Here is a 23,269-nt window from a genome sequence, read left to right as displayed (position 1 = left end):
GGCCGGACTGCCGTCTCCGCCGGCGACCGTCTCCCTGAACGTTCGTGCGGGCACGAAGTGTTCGCGGCTTTCCGGAGCTCTTCGCCGGTCACGACCCGATGGCCACGCTCCGCAGGACCCGACGCGACTGGATCGGCAAACGGGCTGCTTCAGCGGGCCGTCGCGAACGTGCCGTGCGCCCAGTCGGCGAAGCCGGTCCAAGGGATCTCCGGGTGAGCGGCGTGCAGTGCGGGGATGTCGACGCGATAGCCGGGTCCGTTCAGGAACGTCCACATTGCGTGCATGTCCGGGTTGGCGACCGCCGTCAAAGGCACTTGCTCATGGCGGACCTCCCGTCCGAGCGCCGCGCCGAGCGCGGCCGCCATCTGCGTGGGTGTGGGCGCGTCGCTTGCCAGTTCGATGCGCTGCCCCGCGTAGCGGGCGGGGTCGAGCAGCACTTCCGCCGCGAACGCTCCGAGGTCGGGGCGGGCAAGCTGCTGCAACGGCCGGTCGGGCGGCAGCGGCAGGTCGAGGACGCCGTCGAGGACGCGCTCCGCTCCGCCGAGAGCGTTGTCGAAGAAATACGTCGGCCCCAGGATCGTATGGGGCACGTCGCCTGCGGCCAGTTCGGCTTCGATGCGTGCCTTGCTCTCGAAGTGCGGTACCCCGCTCTCCTGGTCGGCGCCGGCGACCGAGCTGAACACGAGATGCGGCACGCCCGCCTCCTCGGCGGCAGCCAGGATGGCCCGTCCCTGGCCCACCTCCGCCTCGACGCCGGCCTCGAAGGGGGTGGTGAACGCGAAGACGCCCGCCACCCCGCTCATCGCGGCGGCGAGCGACCCGCGATCGCTCAGGGATCCCGCCATCACTTCGACACCCCGGTCGGCCAGTTCCCGTGCCGCTTTCCGCGCGGGGTCGCGCACCAGCGCGCGGACCCGGGCCCCGCGGCCCAGCAGTGCGTCGGCAACAGCCCTGCCCTGTCCTCCGGTTGCCGCAAGCACCAAGACCGGCTCTTCGACCATCGAGGAGTTCCCTTCCGTGTGGGTGGACGCGGCATCGGATCGCCGGCGCCGACCCCCACGGTAACCATCCGTCCCGCCGGACACGCCCTGCGTCACGCCCCTTGATCCGCCTGCGTCGGCGCGGCGTTCGAGGGGCCGGTCATCACCCCCGTCAGAATCTGAAAATCAGATCACTCAAACCGAAAACATCTGTTCGACAGTTTTCCGGGTCCGCCCCAGGATGTCTCGTGCGGTAGCACAGTCAACGCGACACCGGGATGGACTACCGCCTGAGTGGAGGCTGAAATGCCCAGTGAAGAGACCGAAGTGGTCGTGGTCGGTGCGGGCCAGGCGGGCGTCGCAATGAGCGAGCACCTGGGAGCCCACGGCGTACCGCACGTCGTCCTGGAGCGGCACCGGATCGCCGAGCGGTGGCGCTCGGAGCGGTGGGACTCCCTGGTCGCCAACGGGCCCGCGTGGCACGACCGGTTCCCGGGGCTGGAGTTCTCCGACGTCGGCCCCGACGCCTTCGCCTCGAAGGAGCAGGTCGCGGACTACTTCGTCACGTACGCCGAGAAGATCGGCGCCCCGATCCGGTGCGGTGTCGAGGTGACCTCGGTGCGCAAGCACGCCGGCCGGCCCGGCTTCCGGGTCGAAACGTCGGAGGGCTCCATCGACGCGCGCTTCGTCGTGGCCGCGACCGGACCGTTCCAGCGGCCCGTGATCCCGCCCATCGTCCCGGACGGCGCCGTCCCCGTGCAGATCCACTCCAGCGGGTACCGCAACCCGGAGCAGCTGTCCGAGGGCGCGGTCCTCGTGGTCGGGGCCGGCTCCTCGGGGGTCCAGATCGCCGACGAACTGCGCCGGTCCGGTCGCCGGGTCCTCCTCTCCGTCGGTCCGCACGACCGTCCTCCCCGTGAGTACCGCGGACGTGACTTCTGCTGGTGGCTCGGTGTGCTCGGGATCTGGGACGCGGAGACCCCTCCCCGAGGTGCCGAACACGTCACCATCGCCGTCAGCGGCGCCCGCGGCGGTCACACCGTGGACTTCCGCGCCCTGGCCGGCACCGGCATCGAGCTCGTCGGCCTGACCGCGTCCTACGACGACGGCGTACTGCGCTTCGCGCCGGATCTCGCCGCGAACATCGCGCTCGGCGACGACAAGTACCTCGCGTTCCTGCGGGCGGCCGACGCGTACGTCGAGCGCAACGGGCTCGACCTCCCCGAGGAGCCGGAGGCCCACGTCCTCGGGCCGGACCCGGACTGCGTGACCAGTCCCCTCCTGGAGCTCGACCTGGCCGGGGCCGGCGTCACCTCGATCGTCTGGGCGACGGGTTTCGCCACCGACTACGGCTGGCTCGAGGTCGACGCGTTCGACGAGAACGGCCGGCCGGACCAGCGGCGAGGAGTGTCCTCCGAGCCCGGCGTCTACTTCCTGGGCCTGCCCTGGCTGTCCCGCCGCGGATCGAGCTTCATCTGGGGTGTGTGGCACGACGCCGGACACATCGCCGACCACATCACGATCCAGCGCGGCTACCTCGCGTACGGCACCACCGACCGGCCCGGCGCCACGCCGGCGACCCCGAAGAACTGAGGAGCGGACGATGACCTTCACGAGCGAGGGCAGCCAGGCGCGGGCCCCGATCGTCGCCGGCGGGCACACCCGGATCCGGCCGTTCAACACGCGCGACACCTATCCCGAGCAGAACCTCGACAACGACCTCTGCCAGGCCGTCGTCGCCGGCGACACGGTGTACGTCCGGGGCCAGATCGGCCAGAACCTCGACACCAGCGATTCCGTGGGCGTCGGCGACGCCGAGGCGCAGGCCGAGCAGGCCATGACCAACATCAAGATGCTGCTCGAAGAGGCGGGCAGCCGGATGGAGCACCTGGTCAAGCTGACCATCTATCTGATCGACCCGCGCTACCGCGAGGCGGTGTACCGCACCGTGGGCCGCTGGACCAAGGGCGTGCACCCCATCTCCACCGGCCTGGTGGTCTCCGCCCTGGCCCGCCCGGAGTGGCTGTGCGAGATCGACGCGATCGCCGTGATCCCCGAGGAGGCGCGGGCATGACCTTCTCCCTGGTGGTACGCGACGGTGAGCGGTTCGGCATCGTGGCCAGTTCGTCGAGTCCGGCGGTCGCCGCCCGGGTCGTCCATCTGCGGCCCGGGGTCGGCGCGGCGGCCTCGCAGAACGTCACCGACCCGACCCTCGGCACGAGCCTGCTGGACGGGCTCGCCGACCACGGCGACGCGGAGCGTGCCCTGGCCCACGTCACCGGCGCGGCGCGGAACGCGAAGTCCATCGAGTACCGGCAGTTGACCGTGCTGGGCCGCTCCGGCGCCGGGTTCGCCCACAGTGGCTCGCGGACCCTCGGCAGGCACGCCTCGGCCATCGCGGACGACGCGGTGGCGGCCGGCAACATGCTGTCCGGCGAGCACATCCCCGGCGTACTCCTCGACGCCTACGCCACGGCCACCGGTCGGCTCGAGGAGCGTCTGCTCACCGCCCTGAAGGCCGCCGTCGCGGCCGGCGGCGAGGAGGGGCCGGTGTACTCCGCGGGCCTGGCGGTCGTCGCGGACGTGGACTGGCGCGTGACCGACCTGCGGGTGGACTGGGCCGAGGATCCCGTGGACCGGCTCGGCGAACTCCTCGACGTCTGGCTGCCGCAGCGGGACGACTACGTGCGGCGCGGCCTCGACCCCGCCGCCGCTCCTTCCTACGGCGTCCCGGGCGACCTGTGACGGGCGCGCTGAAGGAGGCGGCCCGGCAGGCGGTCGACCGCCGGGCCGAGGAGCTGATCGGCCTCTCCGAGCGGCTGCACGCCGACCCGGAGACAGCCTGGGAGGAACACCGGGCCGCCGCCGCCGTACCGGACCTGCTGGACCGCGCCGGATTCGACGTCACCTCGTCCTACCTGGGTCTGGAGACGGCGTTCCTCGCCCGGTTCGGCAGCGGGCCCGTCCGGGTCGCACTGTGCGCCGAGTACGACGCGCTGCCGGGCCTCGGCCACGCGTGCGGGCACAACCTCATCGCCGCGAGTTCGGTGGGGGCCGCGCTCGGCCTGGCGGCCGTCGCCGACGACGCCGGCCTCACCGTCGAGGTCTACGGCACCCCGGCCGAGGAAGGCGGCGGCGGCAAGATCGAGATGCTCGACCGGGGCGCCTTCGCCGGAGTGGACCTCGCGATGATGGTGCACCCCGCCCCGGTCGACGTCGCCGAGGCCCGCCCGTTCGCGGTCAGCCACTCCAGGATCTCCTACACCGGGAAGTCCGCGCACGCCGCGGCCTATCCGGAGGCCGGGGTCAACGCGGCCGACGCCTTCACCGTGGCCCAGGTCGCGATCGGCCTGCTGCGCCAGCAACTGCCGGCCTCGGCCAGGGTGCACGGTGTGGTGACCCACGCCGGGGACGCCCCGAACGCCATCCCGGAGCGGTCGACAGGCCGTTGGTACGTACGGGCGGAGACACTCGCCGAACTGGCCGAGCTGGAGCCGCGGGTCATGCGGGCCTTCGAGGCCGGTGCCCTCGCGACCGGCTGCGAGCTGGGGATCGAGCCGGAGAGCAAGCCGTACGCGGAGTTCCGTACGGACGAGACCGCCCTCGGGCACTACCGTGCGAACGCCCTCGCCCTGGGCCGGGAGTTCGCGCCCCCCGGCCAGGCCGCGCGGATGAACCGCGCCTCCACCGACATGGGCAACGTCTCGCAGGTGGTGCCGGCCATCCACCCCTACATCGGCATCGGATCCCTGCCCGCCACCAACCACCAGCACGAGTTCGCCGCGTACTGCGTGGGCGCGGCGGCGCGGCGGGCCCTGCTCGACGGGGCGATCGCACTGGCCTGGACCGGCGTGGACCAGAGCGCGCCGGCCGGGGGAGCGGCGGCGTGACGTGGGCGGCCGCCGCCAGGGCCGCGCGGACCGGTCGCGTGCCGTGGAAGCACCCGGGAGACGTTCCCGGCGCCGGTCCGGCGGCGGTCACCCTCGGCCGGTTCGACGGGGTCCACCGCGGCCGCCGGCGGCTGCCCGCGGCCATGCGGCGCCCCGCCGACACCCTCGGCGTGGCGGCCGGCGCGGTGGCCTTCGCCCGCCGGCCGCCGCACGGTCCGCTCGCCCCGGACCGCCTTCCCACGACGCCCGGCGTGCCGTTCACCGGCCCCTTCGATTCCCGACGACCCGGAGGACACCGATGCCCCCGACCTCAGGCCCCCGGCACACCGCATCTCCGCGACCGGCAGCACCCTGGTGCCCGGCCCGTACCTGACGGTGTTCGCCGTCGCCGGTCTCGTGGCCGCCCTGTCCCTGCGGGAGACCGCCGGTTCGGCCCTGCTGCGCCCCGAGGACATGCCCGAGAACGCCCCCGAGGACGTGCCCGAAGCGGCGGCCGCCGAGGTGCGCCGGGCGGTGCCGCATAAGGTCGACTGCGACACGGATCGGCCGGCGCAAGGGTCACGTATGACGGCACCAGTGGGTTTCACGCTCGTTCAGCTCCGCTACTTCCTCGTCGCAGCCGAGCGCGGTTCGATGACGGAGGCGTCGGCGGAGCTGCACATCGCGCAGTCCGCCGTGTCCGCGGCCATCCACAACCTGGAGCGCGACCTCCAGGCGCAGCTGTTCATCCGCCGGCGGGGCCGGGGGCTGACCCTCACACCCGCCGGGGAGCGGCTCCAGCAGCAGGCGCGGGATCTGCTGGCCCGCGCCCGCGAGGTCGAACGGGAGGCCCGGGGAGAGGGCGAGACCATCTCCGGGCCGGTGGCCGTCGGCTGCTTCGTGACCCTGGCCCCCTACTACCTGCCCCACCTGTTCAGCGAGTGCACCGGACGCTATCCGGGCATCGAGATCGACGTGGTGGAGGCGGAGACGGACCAGCTCGTCCACGCCCTGGCGGCGGGGCGCATCGACTTCGCCCTCACCTACCACCTCGGTCTGTCGGCCGAGGCGGACCTGCGCAGCGAGACGATCGCCCGCGCCCCGGCCTACGTCATCGTCCCGGCCGATCACCCGCTGGCCGGTCAGGGCAGTGTGGAGCTGGCCGAACTGTCCACGGAACCGCTCGTCCTGCTGGACCTTCCCCACAGCCGCGACTACTTCCGCGCGCTGGTGGCCGCCACCGGCACCGCGCCCGACGTCCGCTACCGCACCCGGAGCTACGAGACCGTGCGCTCCCTGGTGGCCCGGGGACTCGGCTACTCCGTGCTCAACCAGCGCCCGGCGACCAGCCAGACCTACGGCGGCGGCGAGATCGCGGAACTCCAGCTCCGGGACGCCTCCCCGCTCGAAGTCAGGATCGCCTCCCTGGAGGGCGTGACCCAGACCGCCCGCGCCCGAGCGGTGATGGACCTGCTGCGGGAGATCGCCGCCGCCCGGTCCACCGAGGTCTGAGCCGGCAGCCGCTCACCGGGGACGGACCCGGGCGGTGCCCGCCGAGCCCTACAGACCGGCGCAGCCCGTCACCGCCCGGGCATGGGCCAGAATCAGCTCACGGGCCCTGTCGGGCCGCAGAGCCGCGTTGCGGCTGACGATGTGCAGACCGTAGCCGTCCTCCAGGGCCACCAGCCCGTGCGCCAGATCGTGCGCGGACGCCGCGAGGGAGAACACACCGGTCGCGGCGCCGACCTCGAGGGCGGTCGTGTAGAGAGCGACCTCCCGGGCGAAGAGGGAGGTCATCAGCTCGGCGTGGCCCGGGCTGCGGCCGGCGCGCCGGTGCAGCTCGTACAGCAGCCCGTGGACCGGATCCTCCGTCATGCTCGGCAGACCGCTGTGCAGCAGGGCCCGCAGCCGTGCCGCCGGATCCTCGGCGGGTGCCTCGTCGTAGGCCCGCTGCCGCGAGGACAGGTAGCTCTCGACCGCGCCCCGGTGCACCTCCAGTACGAGGTCGTCGAGCTCGGGGTAGTAGTACAGGACCGAGCCCTGCGAGACGCCCGCCGCGTCCGCGATGTCCTTGATGCGCAGGCCCTCGAGGCCGCGCTCCGCGATGGCCCGTCCCGCGGCGGAGACGAGGGCCTGCCTGCGTGCCGTCTGGTTGCGTGGTCTACCGGCTTTCCCCATGGTGGCCAATTCTCTGATACCCGTCTCAGTCTTCGCAAGAAGTTTCAGCCAGAAGCATTGACGGCCGGTTCACCTATTGTTTGAATCTCGACTCAAAGAAACCGGCGCAGGCACGCGCTGCCGAGCCGCCCGCCCCGTCGCGCCCGCCGTTTCCGGACGGCCCCTGAGAGGGGCCGGGCCACACCCGATCGAGACGGCCCGGGCCACACCCGGTCCGAACGGGCACCGGTTCGCCCACGTCCCACGACGCAATCGAAGGCCACAGCATGCAGACGTACGCCCACTGGCGGCAGCGCGCCGCCGACCTCACGCCACGCACGCGCCTGTTCATCGACGGAGCGTGGAGCGACCCCGCCGACGACCAGTGGATCCCGACCGTGAACCCCGCGACCGGCAAGACCACCGCCCATGTGGCGGCCGGCTCGGCCGCCGATGTCGACCGGGCCGTGACCGCGGCGCGCACCTCCTTCGAGGACGGCCGCTGGTCGCGCACCGCACCCGCCGAGCGCAAGCGGGTCCTGCTCGCCCTCGCCCGCCTCATCGAGGAGAACGGTGAGGAACTCGCCCTCTGCGACACCCTCGACATGGGCAAGCCCATCGCGGAGTCCCACGGCACCGACGTACCCGGCGCGGCCGGTGTCTTCGCCTGGTACGCCGAGGCCGTCGACAAGCTCTACGACGAGGTCGCCCCGGCCCCGCCCGGCAGCCTCGCCCTCGTGCGCCGCGCCCCGCTGGGCGTCGTGGGCGCGGTGGTGCCCTGGAACTTCCCCCTCGACATCGCGAGTTGGAAGCTGGCGCCCGCCCTGGCCGCGGGCAACAGCGTCGTGCTGAAGCCGGCCGAGCAGTCCCCGCTGTCGGCACTGCTGCTGGCCGAACTCGCCTCGCGGGCCGGCCTTCCCGACGGCGTACTGAACGTCGTGCCCGGCCCGGGGGAGACGACCGGGCGTGCTCTCGGTCTCCACCCGGACGTGGACACCCTGGTCTTCACCGGCTCCACCGCCGTGGCCAGGCGGTTCCTCGCCTACTCGGCCGAGTCGAACATGAAGCAGGTGTGGCCCGAGGCCGGCGGCAAGAGCCCCAACGTGGTCTTCGCCGACGCCGACCTGGAGGCCGCCGCGGAACGCGCCGCCTGGGGCTTCGTCTACAACTCGGGCCAGGTGTGCTCCGCCAACACCCGTCTGCTGGTCGAGGCCTCCGTCGCCGAGGAGTTCACGGCCAGGGTCGCCGAACACGCCCGCGGCTGGCTGCCGGGCGACCCGCTCGACCCCGCGACCCGTCTCGGCCCGCTCGTCGACGAGGCCCAGGCGGAACGCGTCCTCGAAGCCCTGCGGTCATCGGGCGGCACGCTCGTGTGCGGCGGCACGCGCCCGGACCGCGACGGTGCCTACCTCGACCCCACCGTCGTCACCGGCCTCGGACCCGACGCCCCGCTCGTCCGGGAGGAACTGTTCGGCCCCGTGCTGACCGTGCTGCCCTTCCACGACGAGGACGAGGCGGTCCGCCTCGCGAACGACTCCGCCTACGGACTGGCCGCGTCCGTGTGGACCCGGGACCTCGGCCGGGCCCACCGCGTCGCCGACGCCCTCCAGGCGGGCACCGTCTCGGTCAACACCGTCGACGCGCTCAGCCCGTTCACCCCCTTCGGCGGGTTCAAGCAGTCCGGCCACGGCCGTGACCTCTCCCTGCACTCCTTCGACAAGTACACCGGCCTGAAGACGACCTGGATCGCCTACGGCTGACCGCGCCGGCGACACCGGGCCGCCCGGCCACCACACCCACCACCGGCACCGAACAAAGGACGCACCCCTCATGACCCGCAATGCCGCGGACCTCATCCAGCTGGACCGAGCGCACATCATCCACCCCTACCTGCCGGGCACCGCCACCGAGCGCGTCGTCATGACCTCCGGCTCAGGCTGCCGCCTCACCGACTCCGAGGGCCGTAGCTACCTCGACGCCACCGGCGGCCTCTGGCTCGCCCAGGTCGGCCACGGCCGCACGGACCTCGCCGATGTCGCCCACGAGCAGATGAAGAAGCTGGAGTACTTCACCAGCTTCTGGGAGTTCTCCAACGAGCGCGCGATCGAACTCGCCGCGCGCCTCGCCTCCCTCGCCCCCGATCCCCTGAACCACGTCTACTTCACCTCGGGCGGCTCCGAGGGCAACGAGGCGGCCATCAAGATGGCCCGCTACTACCACCACCGGCGCGGGGAGAGCGGGCGGACCTGGATCCTGGCGCGCAGCAAGGCCTACCACGGCATCGGCTACGGCGGCGGTTCGGCCACCGGCTTCCCCGTCTACCACGAGGGCTTCGCCCCGATGATGCCGCACGTCTCCCACCTCACGCCCCCGTGGCCGTACCGCTCCGAGCTCTACGGGGACCAGCCGCTGAGCCCCGAGCAGGTCACCGACTTCCTCATCCGCGAACTGGAGGAGCGCATCGCGGAGATCGGCCCGCGGAACATCGCCGCGATGATCGGCGAACCCATCATGGGCGTCGGCGGCATGCTCGTCCCGCCGGCCGACTACTGGCCCCGGGTGCGCGACGTCCTCGACCGGCACGGCATCCTGCTGATCTTCGACGAGGTGGTCACCGCGTACGGCCGCGTCGGCGAGTGGTTCGCCGCCCAGTACTTCGGCGTCACCCCGGACATCATCGTCACCGCCAAGGGCATCACCTCCGGCTACGTCCCGCTCGGCGCCCTCCTGGTCGGCGACCACGTCGCCGAGGTCCTGCTGCGCGACCACGGCTTCCCCATGGGCTACACCTACAACGGGCATCCCGTCGCCACCGCGGTCGCCACCGCCAACCTCGACATCATCGAGAAGGAGGGCCTCCTCGCCCGCGCGACGAGCCTCGGCGCCTTCCTCCACGCCGAACTCGACGCGCAGTTGGAAGAGTTGCCGATCGTCGGCGAAATCCGCTCGGTCGGCATGATGCTCGCCGTCGAACTCGTCGAGGACCGCGCCACCCGCGCGCCCCTGCCCCTCGACCCGCACCGGATGCCCCACGACGTGATCCGCCGCGAGACCGGCGTGATCGTGCGTGACTCCGCACACAGCCTGGTGCTGTCCCCGCCGCTCATCATGACCGAGGCCGAGGCCAAGGAAGCGGCCTCCGCGCTGCGCGGCGTCCTGGAGCGCACCGGGCCCACCGGCGAGATCCGCGCCGCCTGACGCCCAGAGGGGAGGCCCGGCCCGCGACCGGGCCTCCTCGCCCAGCACCACCCGACACGGACTCCACGCCGTCACGGCGCCCGCACGCGCCCCCTCGCAGTTACTCCTCTCCCTCCTAGGAACTGCCCGTGTCCTCCCACCTCTCGACGACCGGACCACGCGACACCCAGCCCGCGGCCGGAGCCCTGCAGCGCAGTCTCAAGCGCTTCGACATCACCGCCATGGCCATCGCCGCGGTGATCTCCTTCGACACCGTCGGGCAGATCGCCACCGGCGGCGGCGAGGCCGCCACGTGGACGGCGGTCATGGCCCTCTTCTTCCTCGTCCCCTACGCCCTGCTGTTCGCCGAGACCGGCGCCGCGTTCCCCCAGGAAGGCGGCCCGTACGTATGGGTCAAGCTCGCCCTCGGCCGTCCGGCGGCCGCGCTCACGACCCTGTTCTACTGGGTCACCAACCCCGTCTGGCTGGGCGGTTCACTGGTCTTCCTCGCCGCGCAGACCTGGGACGGCTTCGTCTTCCACCTGGGCTCGGGCACGGTGGCCGACTACACCTTCAAGCTGCTGTTCGTCTGGATCGCCATCCTCACGGCCGTCGTCTCCCTGCGCCGCGGCAAATGGATCACCACCGCGGGCGCGGCGGCGAAGGTCCTGGCCCTCACCGTGTTCACCCTCACGGCGGTGCTCTACGGTGCGCGGCACGGCTTCCAGGGCCTGACCGACACCCGCTTCACCCCGACGACCGCCGGCTTCCTCGCCCTGGTGCCGATCCTGCTGTTCGCCTACGTCGGCTTCGAAGCACCCAACGCCGCCGGTGAGGAGATGCACGACCCCCAGCGGGACGTGCCCGCCGCACTCGGACGCTCCGCGGCCGTCGCCGCCGGCTGCTATCTGCTGCCGGTGCTCGCCCTCCTGGCCGTCGTACCCAAGCAGCAGGTCACCGGCATCGGCGGCTTCATGGAGGGCGCCCGCCTCGTCTTCGGCGTCTACGGCGGAGCGGCCGGCCCCCTGCTGAAGCTCACCGCCGTCATGTTCGTCTTCGCCCTGCTCACCCAGGGCAGCGCCTGGATGATCGTCAGCGACCGCATGCAGGCCATGGCCGCCGCCGACGGGGGCTTCTTCACCCGCGCCCTCGGCGCCTTCCACCCGCGGCTCGGTACGCCGGTGCGCACCAATCTGCTCTCGGGAGCCGTGGCCACGGTGTTCATGCTCGCCGCCATGCGGCTCGCGAACGGCGACGCGGCCGACGTGTTCGCGGTGGTGCTCACCGTCGCGGTCACCACCCTGCTGCTGTCCTACCTGATCGTCATTCCCGCACTGGTCCTGCTGCGGATCCGCCGGCCGGACGTCCCGCGGCCCTACAGCGTCCCCTTCGGCAGCCGCGGCTTCCTGCTCTGCGCGGCGCTCGTCTACGCCTGGATCCTGATCGGGTCGTGGTCGGCGCTCTTCCCCGGAGTCCTGGAACACCTCTTCGGCATCGACTACGTCTTCCACGACGTCTGGGGTGTCTCCCGTGCCTCGTTCGAGGCCTTCACCCTCGGCACCGTCGCCGTGCTGCTGGTCGTCGGGGTCGTCGGTGTGGTGGTGGCCCGCCGCGAGGACGCCGTGGCTGGCGCGGCCGGTTCTTAGCCACGTGCGCGGGCTCAGCGCAGGATCGACTCGTCGAAGACGGTCACCGACCACTGCCGGGTGTTGAGGTCCTGCTTCCAGGCCAGCCGCGGCAGTCCGCCGGTCGCCACGGTGTGGAAGTCCCTGCCGCCGATGCGGAACTCGGTCGTCCTCACCTCGCCGTCCTTGGCCCAGACGAGCTCCGGCACCCAGACGCAGTCGGCGCTCCGGGTCGACACGGTGAGGGCGATGCTCAGGGTCCGGCCGCCGGTGATCTCCTGCGGGAGGGACGGCCCTCCCGAGTAGCGCACGGTCGCGAAGTCCGCGTTCCCGTCGAGGTCGGCGGCGGCCTTCACGGTGATCGGAGAGGTGCCGCACTCCCCGCTGTCCAGGCCGACCAGCGTGGCCCGGTCGGGCGAAGGGGCCGGTGCGCGCCGGAGCACCTTGATCCGTAGCTCCTTGACGAGCAGCGGCCGGGTGTCGGGCGGCTGCACGTCGATCACAAGATGGGTGTTGCCGGGGTCTCCCGCCGTGTCGTCGATGACGGCGGGGTCGGGGGAACCGTCCGCCAGTGCGGGCGGACCGGTGAACGCGCCGGACGGCCTGTTCACCACATAGGCCTGCCAGGGGCAGGTGTAGGAGTCCCGGAGGGAGTTGATGCCCTGTTCCTCGGCCTCGGACTGGTCCGCCGGCCGTTCCGCCGCCGGGGACGACGACGGGGCCGCGGGTTCCGATGGAGAGGCGGCCGGGGAGGCCGGTGCCGGGGAGTCCTCCGACGGGGTGGCGGGGTCCGACGGCGTCGGCCGTTCGGAGACGGCGGCCCTCGGGGACCGGGACCCGGTCACGTACAGGTCCGGCTTGTCGTCCTTGAACTGGTCGCCGATCCAGCCGAAGCCGTTGGTGACGGCCAGGACGACGACCGCGACCAGCACCGGCGCGATGATCGCGGTGGCGGTGAAGTTGCCGTCGCCCAGTGGGAGATAGCGGCGCCATCGCGCAACTCGGCGCGGAGGAGCGGAGGGTGATCCGCCGGACGGATCGGGCCCGGGGGCGGGGTCCGGGGTTTCCGGCGGCGGTGGCACGTTCTCCGGCATACGCAACTCCCGGCCCGCGCGGGGCGATCGGCGTGGCGGGACAGGTGGTCGACACCAGAATGCCCGTTCCGGGCACCCGTTCACCCGGATTTGCCGACTTCCCCCGAAATGCAACCCGGTTCCCGCTGAAGCGAGCGGCGAGCCACCGGTGGGTGACTCGCCGCAGGCTTACGCCGGTTCGAACCGGTCATCCGTCCCCGGTCAGGGGAACTGGACCACCTTGGACGGCACCGTGCTCGTTCCCGAGGTGGGCGCGCCCGTGTTGTTGACGACGTGGGCGTACTGCCCCTGCCCGCCCAGGGAGATCACCAGGATGTCGTGCAGCTTGACGCCGGACTTGACCGGCACCTGGAACCCGTGCGCCTGGACGATCGTCGGGTCGGCCGTGAAGTTGCAGTAGCTGCCCAGCCCCCAGGCCTCGTGCGTGTTGACCGTGTCGGCGACCTTGTAGGCCGCGTAGCCGACGATGCCGTCGTGGGTGATGGCGGCGGCGTTCGGGACGTCGTAGGCCTTTTCGTTCTGGAAGAAGATCGTCCGGCCGCGCTCTCCGTTCCAGTACACGTCGTACTTGTTGTAGTGCTCGACGAACAGGCCCGTGGCGAGGACGTCGTTGCCGTTGACCCACAGGCCGTAGTCGGCCCGGTTGGTGTTCCAGCCGACGCCGCTGCCGTGGTCGGCGCGCCACAGCCAGGTGTGGTCGATGACGACGTTGTTGCTGTTGACGACGACCGAGTTGGTCACGAGGCCGGGGCCCGCGCCGCCGATGCGGACGAACACGTCCTGCACCGTGGTCGGGTTGGCGGAATGGTCGGCGGAGGAGCCGGGCTGGCCGACCCGCAGGAGGGTGTCCGAGTTGACGGTGCCCGCGTCGATCAGGAATCCGGCGAGCCGGACGCCGTCGATGTCGGCGACGTGCATCGCGTCGACGCCGTTGTCGGGCACGAGGGTGGCAAGGCCCAGTCCGAGCACCACGGTGTTCGCGCGGGTGACGTCGATGGTCCGGTCGAGGTGGTAGACGCCGGGCGTGAACAGGAGGTTGAGGCCCTGGGACAGTGCCTGGTTGATGGTGGCGGCGGTGGCGCCCGGCTTGACCACGTAGAACTGGTCGAGCGGCAGGGAGGTGCCCGCGTTGGCCGGCCAGGACACACCGCGTGCGTTGGTGCGCTTGGCGGGTACGAAGACCTTGTAGGTGCTGCCGTCGAGGTAGAGGAACGGCTTCTCGCGCGAGACCGGTGTGGTGTCGAGCGTGGTGTACGAGCCGGTCGCGAAGTCGGTCGCCGGCGCGCCCTGCACTCCGGTGAACGTCATGTTCCACACGCCGTTGGTCCAGCCGCCCACCGAGCTGTCGCGGGTGTACCACTGCTGCTGGGAGTACGGGCCGACGGTGCCGTCGATCTTCGAGTCGGCGATGTACCCGCCGGAGGCCCAGCCGTATCCGTTCGGGGCGAGGTTGAGGCCGCCCTGGACGTGGATGCGGCGGAACGGCGCCGCCTGGGCGACGGCCCACCGGTCGTCGCCGTGCGACGGCCTGATGGCGAGGTTCTCGGCGGAACGCCAGAAGTTCTGCGTGGCGTTGCCGTTGAACCAGCCCGCGTCGACGGTGACGTCACCGTTGATCTGGGTGTCGTCGGGGTTGAGGCCAAGCCCGGAGATCGAGGTGTAGAAGCCGATCTGGGCGTTGATCCCGTTGTAGGTGCCCGGCTTGAGCAGGAACTGGTAGCGGCCGGAGCCGAACTGGTTGGACTCCTGCTGGGCGAAGACCTGGTCGAACTTCTGCTGGAGGTTGGGGGTGGAGGGGTCGACGACGATGACGTTCGGCCCCAGGTCGCCGCCGCCCTGGACGGGCGGGGTGCCGCCGCCGGACGACTCGGTGTGGACGGCGACCTCCCAGAGCGAGTAGCCGTAGCCGGTCGAGCGGACCGTTCCGTAGACGCGCAGGTAGCGGCCCGAGCCGCTGACGTCGTAGGAGGCGGTGCCGCCGGTCGCGCCGGTGACGCTCTTCACCGTGGTCCAGCTCTGGCCGTTGGCGGAGGCCTGGATCTGGAACTCCTTGGCGTAGGCGGTCTCCCAGGTCAGGTCCACCTTGCACAGGTTCTGGACCGAGCCGAGGTCGACCTGAACCCACTGCGGGTCCGAGAAGGCGCTGGACCAGCGGGTGCCGGGGTCTCCGTCGAAGGCGGCGGAGGCCGGGGTGCCCGCGTTCTCCGTGGAGGAGGCCGACGCGGGCCTGCCCAGGGCGGCGTTGCCGGTGCCGCAGGCGGCCGCGACGCCGGCGCTCTGGCCGGACGGCGACGCGGCGGTCCTGCCCTGGGACAGCGGAGTCCCGGCCGCCGCGGCGACCGGCGACTGGGTGGCGGGAAGGGCGATGAGCGCTGCCGCTGCGGCGAGCGCGACACCCAAGGATCTGAGTCTCATACGGGTCCCTGCGGGTGCGATGGAGGAGTGTTCGCGAGGAGAGCGGGGCGGCGTACATGACGTGCGCAAGCTCAACTACACGCCTACGCTGCTTAGTTCACATCTTGATTTAACTGATGAGACCGAGGGGTGGGCAAGCCCCCGGACACGGGAAACTTTTCAAGCGTTGACGACACCCGTGCCCACCAGGGGGGAGGTGGCGTTCAGGAAGTAAGGCCGGCGAGACAGCGTTGATCCTTCTGTGGCATGCCTTGACACCCGCGCGTCAAGGCCCCAACACTCCCAGGGCAGGTGAGCGCTCGCCCACCGCCGACACGTGTGACGCACCGTCAGGCCGGTTCCCGCTCGCCCTTCTCCACCCCCCACCTCTCACCCCCTGAGTTCAGGAGGTCTCCATGCCACGGAGATCGAAAGCCCTGTCAGGAATGCTGATCGCCGGAGCCCTGCTGATGACGTCGCTCGGTGTGGCCGGCGTCGCCACCAGTGCCGGGCCGCCCGCCCCCGGCAGCGAGGCGGCGACGTCGTTCGCGGCCGGCCACTCCGGGCACGCCATGGCCGCGTCGACCGCCTTCTCGGCCGAGGACGCGAACGGCGACGGCTACATTCCGGCGATCCCCCCGGTCACCGGCGTCACCCCGTCCACCGCGAACCCGCCCCACCGCTACTTCCACGAGTTCCAGGCCAACTGCTCCGTCACCCGCACCAGGCCCGACGACCCCATCGTCTATCCGCAGCAGCCGGGCACGTCGCACGACCACACCTTCATGGGCAACACCACGACCGACGCGTACAGCACCGCCGCGTCACTGGACGCGGGCGGCACCGCCTGCAAGGCGCCCGGCGACCGGTCGGGCTACTGGGTGCCGACCGTCTACAACGGCGACAAGGCGGTGCTGCCGGTCGGCCCGCAGACGATCTACTACAAGGCGGGAGTCACCGACTACACCAGCGTGCGGCCCTTCCCCAAGGGGCTGCGCTTCGTGGTGGGCAACCCGTTGCAGAGCGCTCAGGAGTTCCGCAACAGCCCTGGTTTCGTCGAGGGTTGGGAATGCGGCGACAGCTACTTCAACGTCGACTTCCCGGCCAGCTGTCCCAACAGGCCCGACGTACAGCTCAACATCCGCTTCCAGGCACCCAGTTGCTGGGACGGCAAGTACCTCGACACCCCTGACCACCGCAGCCACATGGCCTACCCGGTGGTCAAGCCCGGCACCAACGACAACATGTGCCCGGTCGACCACCCGGTCGCGCTGCCGATGATCGAGTTCAAGATGGCGTTCCCGGTCAACGGCGACATGTCCCGGGTGAGGCTGTCCAGTGGGGCCGCCTGGTCCTACCACTACGACTTCTTCAACGCCTGGGACGCGCCCACGTTGTCGGCCATGGTCGGCCACTGCATCGTCGGCGGCCTCCAGTGCGACGCACGCGGCTACGACGAGACGCACCCCGAGGCGGGAGCCGCGCTGAACGGGGACTACCGGCTTCCCTGAACCGCACCCTGAACGGCGCCCCCCGAAGCAGGGTGGCCCGGCCGGCCCCCCACACGGCCGGGCCACCCGACCTCCCCCCACCTCCCGCGCATCGGAGACCCCCATGTCACGAAGTCGCGTCCGCCGTCTGACCGCACCGCTCACCGCGGGCCTCCTCACCCTCGGCGCCCTCACCGCCGTGCCCGCCACGCAGGCCCACGCGGCCGGCAGCGTCGTCAAGGTGACCGGAGCCAAGGGCAACTGGCAGCTCACCGTGGACGGGAAGCCGTACCAGATCAAGGGCCTGACCTGGGGCCCGTCCGCCGCCTCCGCCGACACCTATCTGCCGGACCTGAGGTCCATGGGCGTCAACACCATCCGCACCTGGGGCACGGACGCGAGCAGCAAGCCGCTGTTCGACTCCGCGGCCGCGCACGGCATCAAGGTCGTCGCCGGATTCTGGCTCCAGCCCGGCGGCGGTCCGGGCAGCGGCGGCTGCGTCGACTATGTCACCGACACCACGTACAAGAACAACATGCTCAACGAGTTCACGAACTGGGTGCGGACCTACAAGGACAACGCGGGCGTGCTCATGTGGGACGTGGGCAACGAGTCGGTCCTCGGCCTGCAGAACTGCTACGGCGGTGACCAGCTGGAACGCCAGCGCGACGCGTACACGAGCTTCGTCAACGAGGTCGCCCGCAGGATCCACGGCATCGACCCCGACCACCCGGTCACCTCCACCGACGCATGGGTCGGCGCCTGGCCCTACTTCAAGCGCAACGCGCCCGACCTCGACCTGTACGCCGTCAACTCCTACAACGGTGTCTGCGACATCAGGTCCGCCTGGCAACAGGGCGGTTACGACAAGCCGTACATCGTGACCGAGTCCGGCCCGGCCGGCGAGTGGGAGGTGCCGAACGACGCCAACGGGGTCCCGGTGGAGCCCAGCGACCAGGCCAAGGCCGCGGGCTACACCAAGGCGTGGAACTGCGTCACCGGCCACAACGGGGTCGCGCTCGGCGCCACGCTGTTCCACTACGGCACGGAGTACGACTTCGGCGGCATCTGGTTCAACCTGCTGCCCGCCGGACAGAAACGGCTCTCCTACTACGCCGTGAAGAAGGCCTACGGCGGCGACACCTCCCGCGACAACACCCCGCCGGTGCTGTCCGACATCGGCGTCCAGGGCGACCCGGGCGCGGTGCAGGCAGGACGGGACGTGACACTCGACGTCCAGGCCACCGACCCCGACGGCGACGCGGTCACGTACGAGGTCCTGGACAACAGCATGTACCTCGACGGCAGCGGCCAGCTGAACTCCCTCCGCTTCACCGGCGCGGGCGCGGGCCGGCTGAAGTTCACGGCGCCCGACCGCCCCGGCGTCTGGAAAATCTACGTCAAGGCGACGGACGGCCACGGGAACGTCGGCGTCCAGTCGCGCTCGATCAGGGTGATCCCACCGGTGATCGACGGCATGAACGTCGCCCTGCGCAAGACCGCCACCGCCTCCTCGTTCCAGCCGTCCGGCGGGGACTGCCCCTGCACGGCCGCCAACGCCGTCGACGGCCGCCCGGACACCCGCTGGGCGAGCGACTGGAGCGACCCGCAGTGGATCCAGGTCGACCTGGGCGCCCCCACCTCCTTCCGGCACGTCCAACTGGTCTGGGAGACCGCCTACGCCAAGGCCTACACCATCCAGACGTCCAACGACGGCCAGAACTGGCAGACCCTGCGCCAGGTCACGGACGGCAACGGCGGCGTGGACGACCTCGACCTCAACGGGACCGCCCGGTACGTACGCGTCAACTGCACGCAACGTGGCACCGGTTGGGGGTACTCGCTGTACGAGCTGGGCGTCTACGCCTGAGCGCGAGTGAGGCTCAAGGAAGGCCGGGTTTCTTTTGCGGAATCTTGATCATCTTCGCTAAACGTATCGATCATCACATCCGCTTGCTGAACTTGGTCAACTGGTATCCCTTTCCTTCCTGTTGACGCTCCCTTTGCCTGCACGTCTTAAATACGTGAGTCAGCTGTGAGAGCGGCATGGGTGGGATGTAGCGGGGATGTGGACTGGATTGCGGGGCGGGGGCAGGGCCTTCGGGGCGCTGCTGAGCGTGACGTTGGCCGTGGGAGTGGTTCCGGCCTTGGGAGGCGGTGAGGCCGCGGCGGCTGTGCCGGCCGCGTCGCGCGGCGCGGAGGCAGCTCCTGCCGATGGTGGTGTGTCGGAGGCGGACGCTTTGGCGGAGGCCAGGCGGACGGGGAAGCCGGTGGAGGTCTCCGCGCGGCGTGGGGAGAGCCGTGAGGTGTTCGCCACGCCGGAGGGGAATCTGGAGGCGCGGGAGTATCTGCGTCCGGTGTGGGCCCGTGGCCAGGGTGGCTGGAAGCGGGTCGACACCAGTCTGGTGGCGACCGGTGAGGGGATGGTCGCACCGAAGGCCGCGACGGTGGAGGTGGAGTTCTCCGCCGGTGGTGGGTCGGCGCCGTTGGTGCGGATGCGGCGGGCGGGGCGTGAGCTGAGCCTGTCGTGGCCGACGGCCCTGCCCAAGCCGGAGCTGGAAGGCGCGGTGGCGACGTATGCGTCGGTGCTGCCGGATGTGGATCTGCGGATGACCGCGCAGGAGGACGGTTTCACCCAGTTGCTGGTGGTGAAGTCGGCGAAGGCCGCGGCGAGTGCGGAGCTGGCCGAGCTGCGGTTGAAGCTGTCGGCGTCGGGCCTGGACGTGCGGGAGACCGACGGGGGCGGGCTGGAGGCCGTCGACCAGGGCGCGGCGGGCGCGGTGTTCGAGGCGCCGAAGCCGATGATGTGGGACTCCAGCCCGGGCGAGCAGCAGTCGCGGGTGCGGACACTCGGCACGCAGGCCACGGCGCCGCAGGAGTCGAGCGGTGAGTCGGGCCCGGCGGAGTCGGGCAAGCTCGCCCCGGTCGGCGTGGATGTGACAGCCCGGCAGGACGAGCTGGTGCTGACCCCGGACGTGGACGTGCTGAAGGGCGCGGACACCACCTACCCGGTGTACATCGATCCGCAGTGGTACACGCCGAAGGCGTCGGCGTGGACGATGGCGTCGAAGTACTGGGCGTCGTCGCCGCAGTGGAAGTTCAACGGCGCCGCGGACGCCGGTCTGGGTTACTGCAACTGGGACTACTGCGCCCCGCATGACACGAAGCGGCTGTTCTACCGGATCCCGACCTCGACGTTCGCGGGGAAGTCGATCCTGTCGGCGGAGTTCGTGGTGCGTAACACGTGGTCGGCGTCGTGCAATGCGCGCAGTGTGGAGTTGTGGCAGACCAAGGACATCTCCTCCTCGACCACGTGGAACAGTCAGAACGCCTCGGGTTTCTGGATCAAGCAGCTGGCGTCGAAGTCCTTCGCCTACGGCTATACGGGCTGTGCGGCCAAGGACGCCGAGTTCGATGTGAAGTCGGCGGTGCAGACGGCCGCGAACAACAAGAGCGCCACGATGACGTTCGGGCTCCAGGCGGCCAGCGAGACGGACGGCTATGCCTGGAAGCGATTCTCGGACAAGGCGTATCTGCGGGTGCAGTACAACCGGCCGCCGCCGCAGATCAAGATGTCGCAGCTGACGATGGAGTACGGCGGCACGTGCAAGAAGCCGGCGGAGGCGGCGCGGGTTCGCACGCTGGGCAAGATCTACGCGAACAGCGTCACCGACCCGGACGGCGACACCGTCGCGGTGCAGTTCGAGGCGAAGTGGGACTCCGGAGACGGCAAGGGCCTGATCGCGCGGTGGAAGCCGGCGCTCACCTCGTACAAGAAGTCCGGGTCCAGCTTCTCGATCAGCCTGCCTACCTCCGTGCCGCAGAACAAGCAGATCAACTGGTATGTACGCAGCTATGACGGGGCGCAGTACTCGCCGTGGTCGCATGCGGGTGATCCGACGGCCTGCTACTTCTCCTACGACACGAAGGTGCCGAAGGCTCCGTCGATTGCCTCGGGCGAGTACCCGGCCTCGAACCCGGAGGACCCGGAAGACCCTTGGTACGACGGGGTGGGCAGTTACGGCTCGTTTGAGATGAAGGCCGCTGAGAGTGATGTGACGACGTATTGGTACGGCATCAACAGTGACCCGTCCTCGAAGAACAAGGTCACCACGTCGGGCGGTGCGGCCAAGATCGTGAAGGTTCTGCCTGCCAAGCCTGGGGTGAACTTCTTTACCGCGCAAGCGTTTGACTCTGCGGGGAACGGCAGTGAGATCCGTACCTACCAGTACCGGGTGAAGGCCGGGCAGCCGGAGCGGGCGACCTGGCAGATGGACGAGGACGCCGGTGCGAGCGAGGCTACCGGCTCCACTCCGGCGCGCACGCTCACGATCAACGGCGGGGTGACGCCGGGTGTCGAGGGCGTCAAGGGAACGGCGGTGCAGTTCAACGGCACGGACGGCTATGCCGCCACCGACCTTTCCCCAGTCGACACCACGCAGGGGTTCACCGTGTCCGCCTGGGCGAAGTTCGATCGGCAGCCCACCCAGTCGGTGGTGGTGGCCGCTCAGCCGGGCAATATCAAGTCCGGCTTCCAGGTGTACTACTCCCCGGCCGTCGGGTGGGTGTTCAGCCAGCATTCCTCGGACACTGCCACTGCCACCCTGGTCAAGGCCGAGGCCGCCGTACCGGCCCCGATCACGGTGGGTCAGTGGACGCATGTGGCGGGCTCCTACGATGCGACCCTTCACTTGCTGCGGCTGTACGTCGATGGCCAACTGGTCGGCGAGAAAGCCTGGTCCATGCCGTGGAATGCCCGTCGCGGCCTGCGGTTGGGCGCCGGCTCCTCAGGCGGGGCCCCGGGCAATTTCTTCCCCGGCGCCATTGACGAGGTGCAGATCTTCAGCAGGCCGCTGGCCATGAGTGAGGTCGGCAAGCTGTATGCGAAGCAGACCGTCGGCGATCCGGGGCCCCCTGCGATCGCGGTGTTCGGCATGGACGAGGCTGCCGGTGCCACCGAGATCGCCGGATATGGCGCAGTGCTGCCGGCCACTTACCACGGTACGGTCACCACGGGCGTGCCGGGGATCGCGGGGAAGGCGACCCACTTCGACGGCACCTCCGGTTACGGGCAGATCGGCCAGACCAGTGCCCCGCACGTGAACACCTTCCGTAGTTTTACCGTTTCCGCGTGGGCCAAGCTGGACACGTTGTCCCAGACCGGCGTGGTCGTGGCGCAGGCAGGCAAGGTACGGCCAGGCCTGGAGCTGTACTACTCCGCTCCCGCTCAGCAATGGGTGTTTGCCCAGTACTCCGCGGATTCGGCGGATGCGAGCATCGTTCGTGCGCAGCCGCCCGCCGGCACGACGGCACGGGCCGGAGAGTGGGCGCATCTGGTCGGGGTGCACGACAAGGACGCCGGCACGCTCACCCTGTACGTCAACGGGGTCAAGGCCGGCTCCACCCAGCAGGCCAGCCCCTTCTACGCCACCCAGTCGATGTACATCGGTGCCGGAAGCTTCAGCGGAACGACACAGTTCTTCTTCCCCGGCACCATCGACGACGTCCGGCTCCTGGACCGGCCGGTCTCCACCGAGGAGGTCCAGCAGATGTTCCAGCAGCGTCCGCTGGTCGAGAGCCGGTGGATGTTCGAGGAAACCGCCGGGACCGGCCCGGTAACCACCCCGAACGCGGTGGCAGGAGGCAGCGCGCTCACGCTGTACGGGGGCGCGAAGAAGTCGGACTTCGCCTTCATCGACTGGGGCAGTCTGGAACTGAACGGCGTCGGCGCCTACGCGGCCACGACCTCTGTACCGGTCGACACCAGCGGCAGCTACACCGTCACCGCCTGGGCCCAGGCCGCCGCGCTGCCGACGAGCGGTGTCGCGCTGGTCAGCGCCGAGGGCTCCAGCCAGAGTGCCCTCACCGTCCGCTTCGTACCGGACACCGCGAACCCGGAGGGCCTCGGCCACTGGGAGCTGACGCTGCCGGACAAGGACGGCGCGGACGCGACGGTCGTACGCGTGAAGAACAGCGAGTTCTACGACGCGCGGGACTGGAACCACCTGGCCGTCGTCTACGACGGCTTCACCAAACAGGCCCGCCTGTACGTCAACGGAACGCTCCAGGAGGTCTCCTGCGGCAACGGTGACGACGGCGAGGACTGCGGAGGCGGCCAGGTCTCCTGGGCCGAGAACACGCTCGCCTTCAAGGCGGCCAAGTCCTTCCAGGTCGGCCGCGCCAAGACCGACGGGGCCTGGGGAGAGTACTTCCCCGGCCTGGTCGACGACGTCTGGGCCTTCCAAGGCGCGCTGACCGACGAACAGGTCCAAAAGCTGGCCGCCAGCTGGTTCGACGTGCCCACCGAGGTACCCGGCGCCAGCTGACCTCTGATGGTGGAACGACACGTCATGAAGCGCTGAAGCCACCACACACAGAGACCAGCTGTTCTCCCTGATGCAACAGCGGCGCCCGGGCCTCCCGGGCGCCGCAACACCCATGCGATATGCCATTCAACTTCCGCTCCGGCCTGCTCTGCGACAC

At 70.6% G+C, this 23,269-nt stretch carries 15 protein-coding genes; 11 read left to right on the top strand and 4 right to left on the bottom strand.

The window, feature by feature from the left end; all coding sequences use genetic code 11:
* Nucleotides 1–149 precede the first annotated feature (149 nt).
* Nucleotides 150–1,001: an NmrA/HSCARG family protein gene (locus TNCT6_RS03855; RefSeq protein WP_141356562.1), complete on the bottom strand. Its 852-nt coding sequence runs from the start codon at nucleotides 999–1,001 to the stop codon at nucleotides 150–152.
* Nucleotides 1,002–1,286: 285 nt separating this feature from the next.
* Here TNCT6_RS03855 and TNCT6_RS03850 point away from each other — a divergent pair, with 285 nt between their 5' ends.
* From TNCT6_RS03850 to TNCT6_RS03825, 5 genes are all read left to right on the top strand, one after another.
* Nucleotides 1,287–2,573, top strand: a complete 1,287-nt coding sequence (locus tag TNCT6_RS03850) for an NAD(P)/FAD-dependent oxidoreductase (RefSeq protein ID WP_141356560.1) — start codon at nucleotides 1,287–1,289, stop codon at nucleotides 2,571–2,573.
* A 10-nt stretch (nucleotides 2,574–2,583) separates the two neighbouring features.
* Nucleotides 2,584–3,054, top strand: a complete 471-nt coding sequence (locus tag TNCT6_RS03845) for a RidA family protein (RefSeq protein WP_141356558.1) — start codon at nucleotides 2,584–2,586, stop codon at nucleotides 3,052–3,054.
* On the top strand, nucleotides 3,051–3,725 hold the full coding sequence (locus tag TNCT6_RS03840) for a DUF1028 domain-containing protein (protein ID WP_141356556.1): 675 nt from the start codon (nucleotides 3,051–3,053) through the stop codon (nucleotides 3,723–3,725). The genes TNCT6_RS03845 and TNCT6_RS03840 overlap by 4 nt, the downstream gene beginning before the upstream one ends.
* Nucleotides 3,722–4,870: a M20 family metallopeptidase gene (locus tag TNCT6_RS03835; protein WP_216372764.1), complete on the top strand. Its 1,149-nt coding sequence runs from the start codon at nucleotides 3,722–3,724 to the stop codon at nucleotides 4,868–4,870. Before TNCT6_RS03840 ends, TNCT6_RS03835 begins: the two co-directional genes overlap by 4 nt.
* A 354-nt stretch (nucleotides 4,871–5,224) precedes the next feature.
* Nucleotides 5,225–6,361, top strand: coding sequence for a LysR family transcriptional regulator (locus TNCT6_RS03825; RefSeq protein WP_253266019.1), 1,137 nt, complete (start codon nucleotides 5,225–5,227; stop codon nucleotides 6,359–6,361).
* Nucleotides 6,362–6,409: 48 nt separating this feature from the next.
* On the opposite strand, the gene TNCT6_RS03820 is transcribed toward TNCT6_RS03825, so the two are convergent.
* Complete coding sequence (locus tag TNCT6_RS03820; RefSeq protein WP_141356554.1) at nucleotides 6,410–7,027, bottom strand: TetR/AcrR family transcriptional regulator; 618 nt, start codon at nucleotides 7,025–7,027, stop codon at nucleotides 6,410–6,412.
* Nucleotides 7,028–7,293: 266 nt separating this feature from the next.
* Between TNCT6_RS03820 and TNCT6_RS03815 the strand changes: the two genes are divergently transcribed.
* The 3 genes from TNCT6_RS03815 to TNCT6_RS03805 all read left to right on the top strand — a co-directional run bounded on the left by TNCT6_RS03815 (nucleotide 7,294) and on the right by TNCT6_RS03805 (nucleotide 11,829).
* Nucleotides 7,294–8,766, top strand: coding sequence for an aldehyde dehydrogenase (locus TNCT6_RS03815; protein ID WP_141356553.1), 1,473 nt, complete (start codon nucleotides 7,294–7,296; stop codon nucleotides 8,764–8,766).
* Between the two features lie 70 nt (nucleotides 8,767–8,836).
* Nucleotides 8,837–10,204: an aspartate aminotransferase family protein gene (locus tag TNCT6_RS03810; protein WP_141356551.1), complete on the top strand. Its 1,368-nt coding sequence runs from the start codon at nucleotides 8,837–8,839 to the stop codon at nucleotides 10,202–10,204.
* 128 nt (nucleotides 10,205–10,332) lie between these two features.
* Nucleotides 10,333–11,829 (top strand): APC family permease, encoded by a 1,497-nt coding sequence (locus TNCT6_RS03805; protein WP_253266018.1) that lies wholly within the window; start codon nucleotides 10,333–10,335, stop codon nucleotides 11,827–11,829.
* A 14-nt stretch (nucleotides 11,830–11,843) separates the two neighbouring features.
* On the opposite strand, the gene TNCT6_RS03800 is transcribed toward TNCT6_RS03805, so the two are convergent.
* Both TNCT6_RS03800 and TNCT6_RS03795 read right to left on the bottom strand, forming a co-directional pair.
* Nucleotides 11,844–12,902, bottom strand: coding sequence for a hypothetical protein (locus TNCT6_RS03800; protein ID WP_141356549.1), 1,059 nt, complete (start codon nucleotides 12,900–12,902; stop codon nucleotides 11,844–11,846).
* A gap of 201 nt (nucleotides 12,903–13,103) precedes the next feature.
* Nucleotides 13,104–15,317 (bottom strand): discoidin domain-containing protein, encoded by a 2,214-nt coding sequence (locus TNCT6_RS03795; protein WP_141356547.1) that lies wholly within the window; start codon nucleotides 15,315–15,317, stop codon nucleotides 13,104–13,106.
* 395 nt (nucleotides 15,318–15,712) lie between these two features.
* Here TNCT6_RS03795 and TNCT6_RS03790 point away from each other — a divergent pair, with 395 nt between their 5' ends.
* The 3 genes from TNCT6_RS03790 (at nucleotide 15,713) to TNCT6_RS03780 (ending at nucleotide 23,112) form a co-directional block, all read left to right on the top strand.
* Nucleotides 15,713–16,807: a DUF1996 domain-containing protein gene (locus tag TNCT6_RS03790; RefSeq protein WP_141356545.1), complete on the top strand. Its 1,095-nt coding sequence runs from the start codon at nucleotides 15,713–15,715 to the stop codon at nucleotides 16,805–16,807.
* Between the two features lie 103 nt (nucleotides 16,808–16,910).
* Nucleotides 16,911–18,656, top strand: coding sequence for a discoidin domain-containing protein (locus TNCT6_RS03785; RefSeq protein ID WP_141356544.1), 1,746 nt, complete (start codon nucleotides 16,911–16,913; stop codon nucleotides 18,654–18,656).
* A gap of 436 nt (nucleotides 18,657–19,092) precedes the next feature.
* Nucleotides 19,093–23,112 (top strand): LamG-like jellyroll fold domain-containing protein, encoded by a 4,020-nt coding sequence (locus TNCT6_RS03780; protein WP_253266017.1) that lies wholly within the window; start codon nucleotides 19,093–19,095, stop codon nucleotides 23,110–23,112.
* Nucleotides 23,113–23,269: the final 157 nt, after the last annotated feature.

The organism is Streptomyces sp. 6-11-2 (genome assembly GCF_006540305.1).
GTDB lineage: Bacteria > Actinomycetota > Actinomycetes > Streptomycetales > Streptomycetaceae > Streptomyces.
The sequence above is the reverse complement of the archived record's forward strand: the minus strand, read 5'-3'. Positions and strand labels throughout refer to the sequence as shown.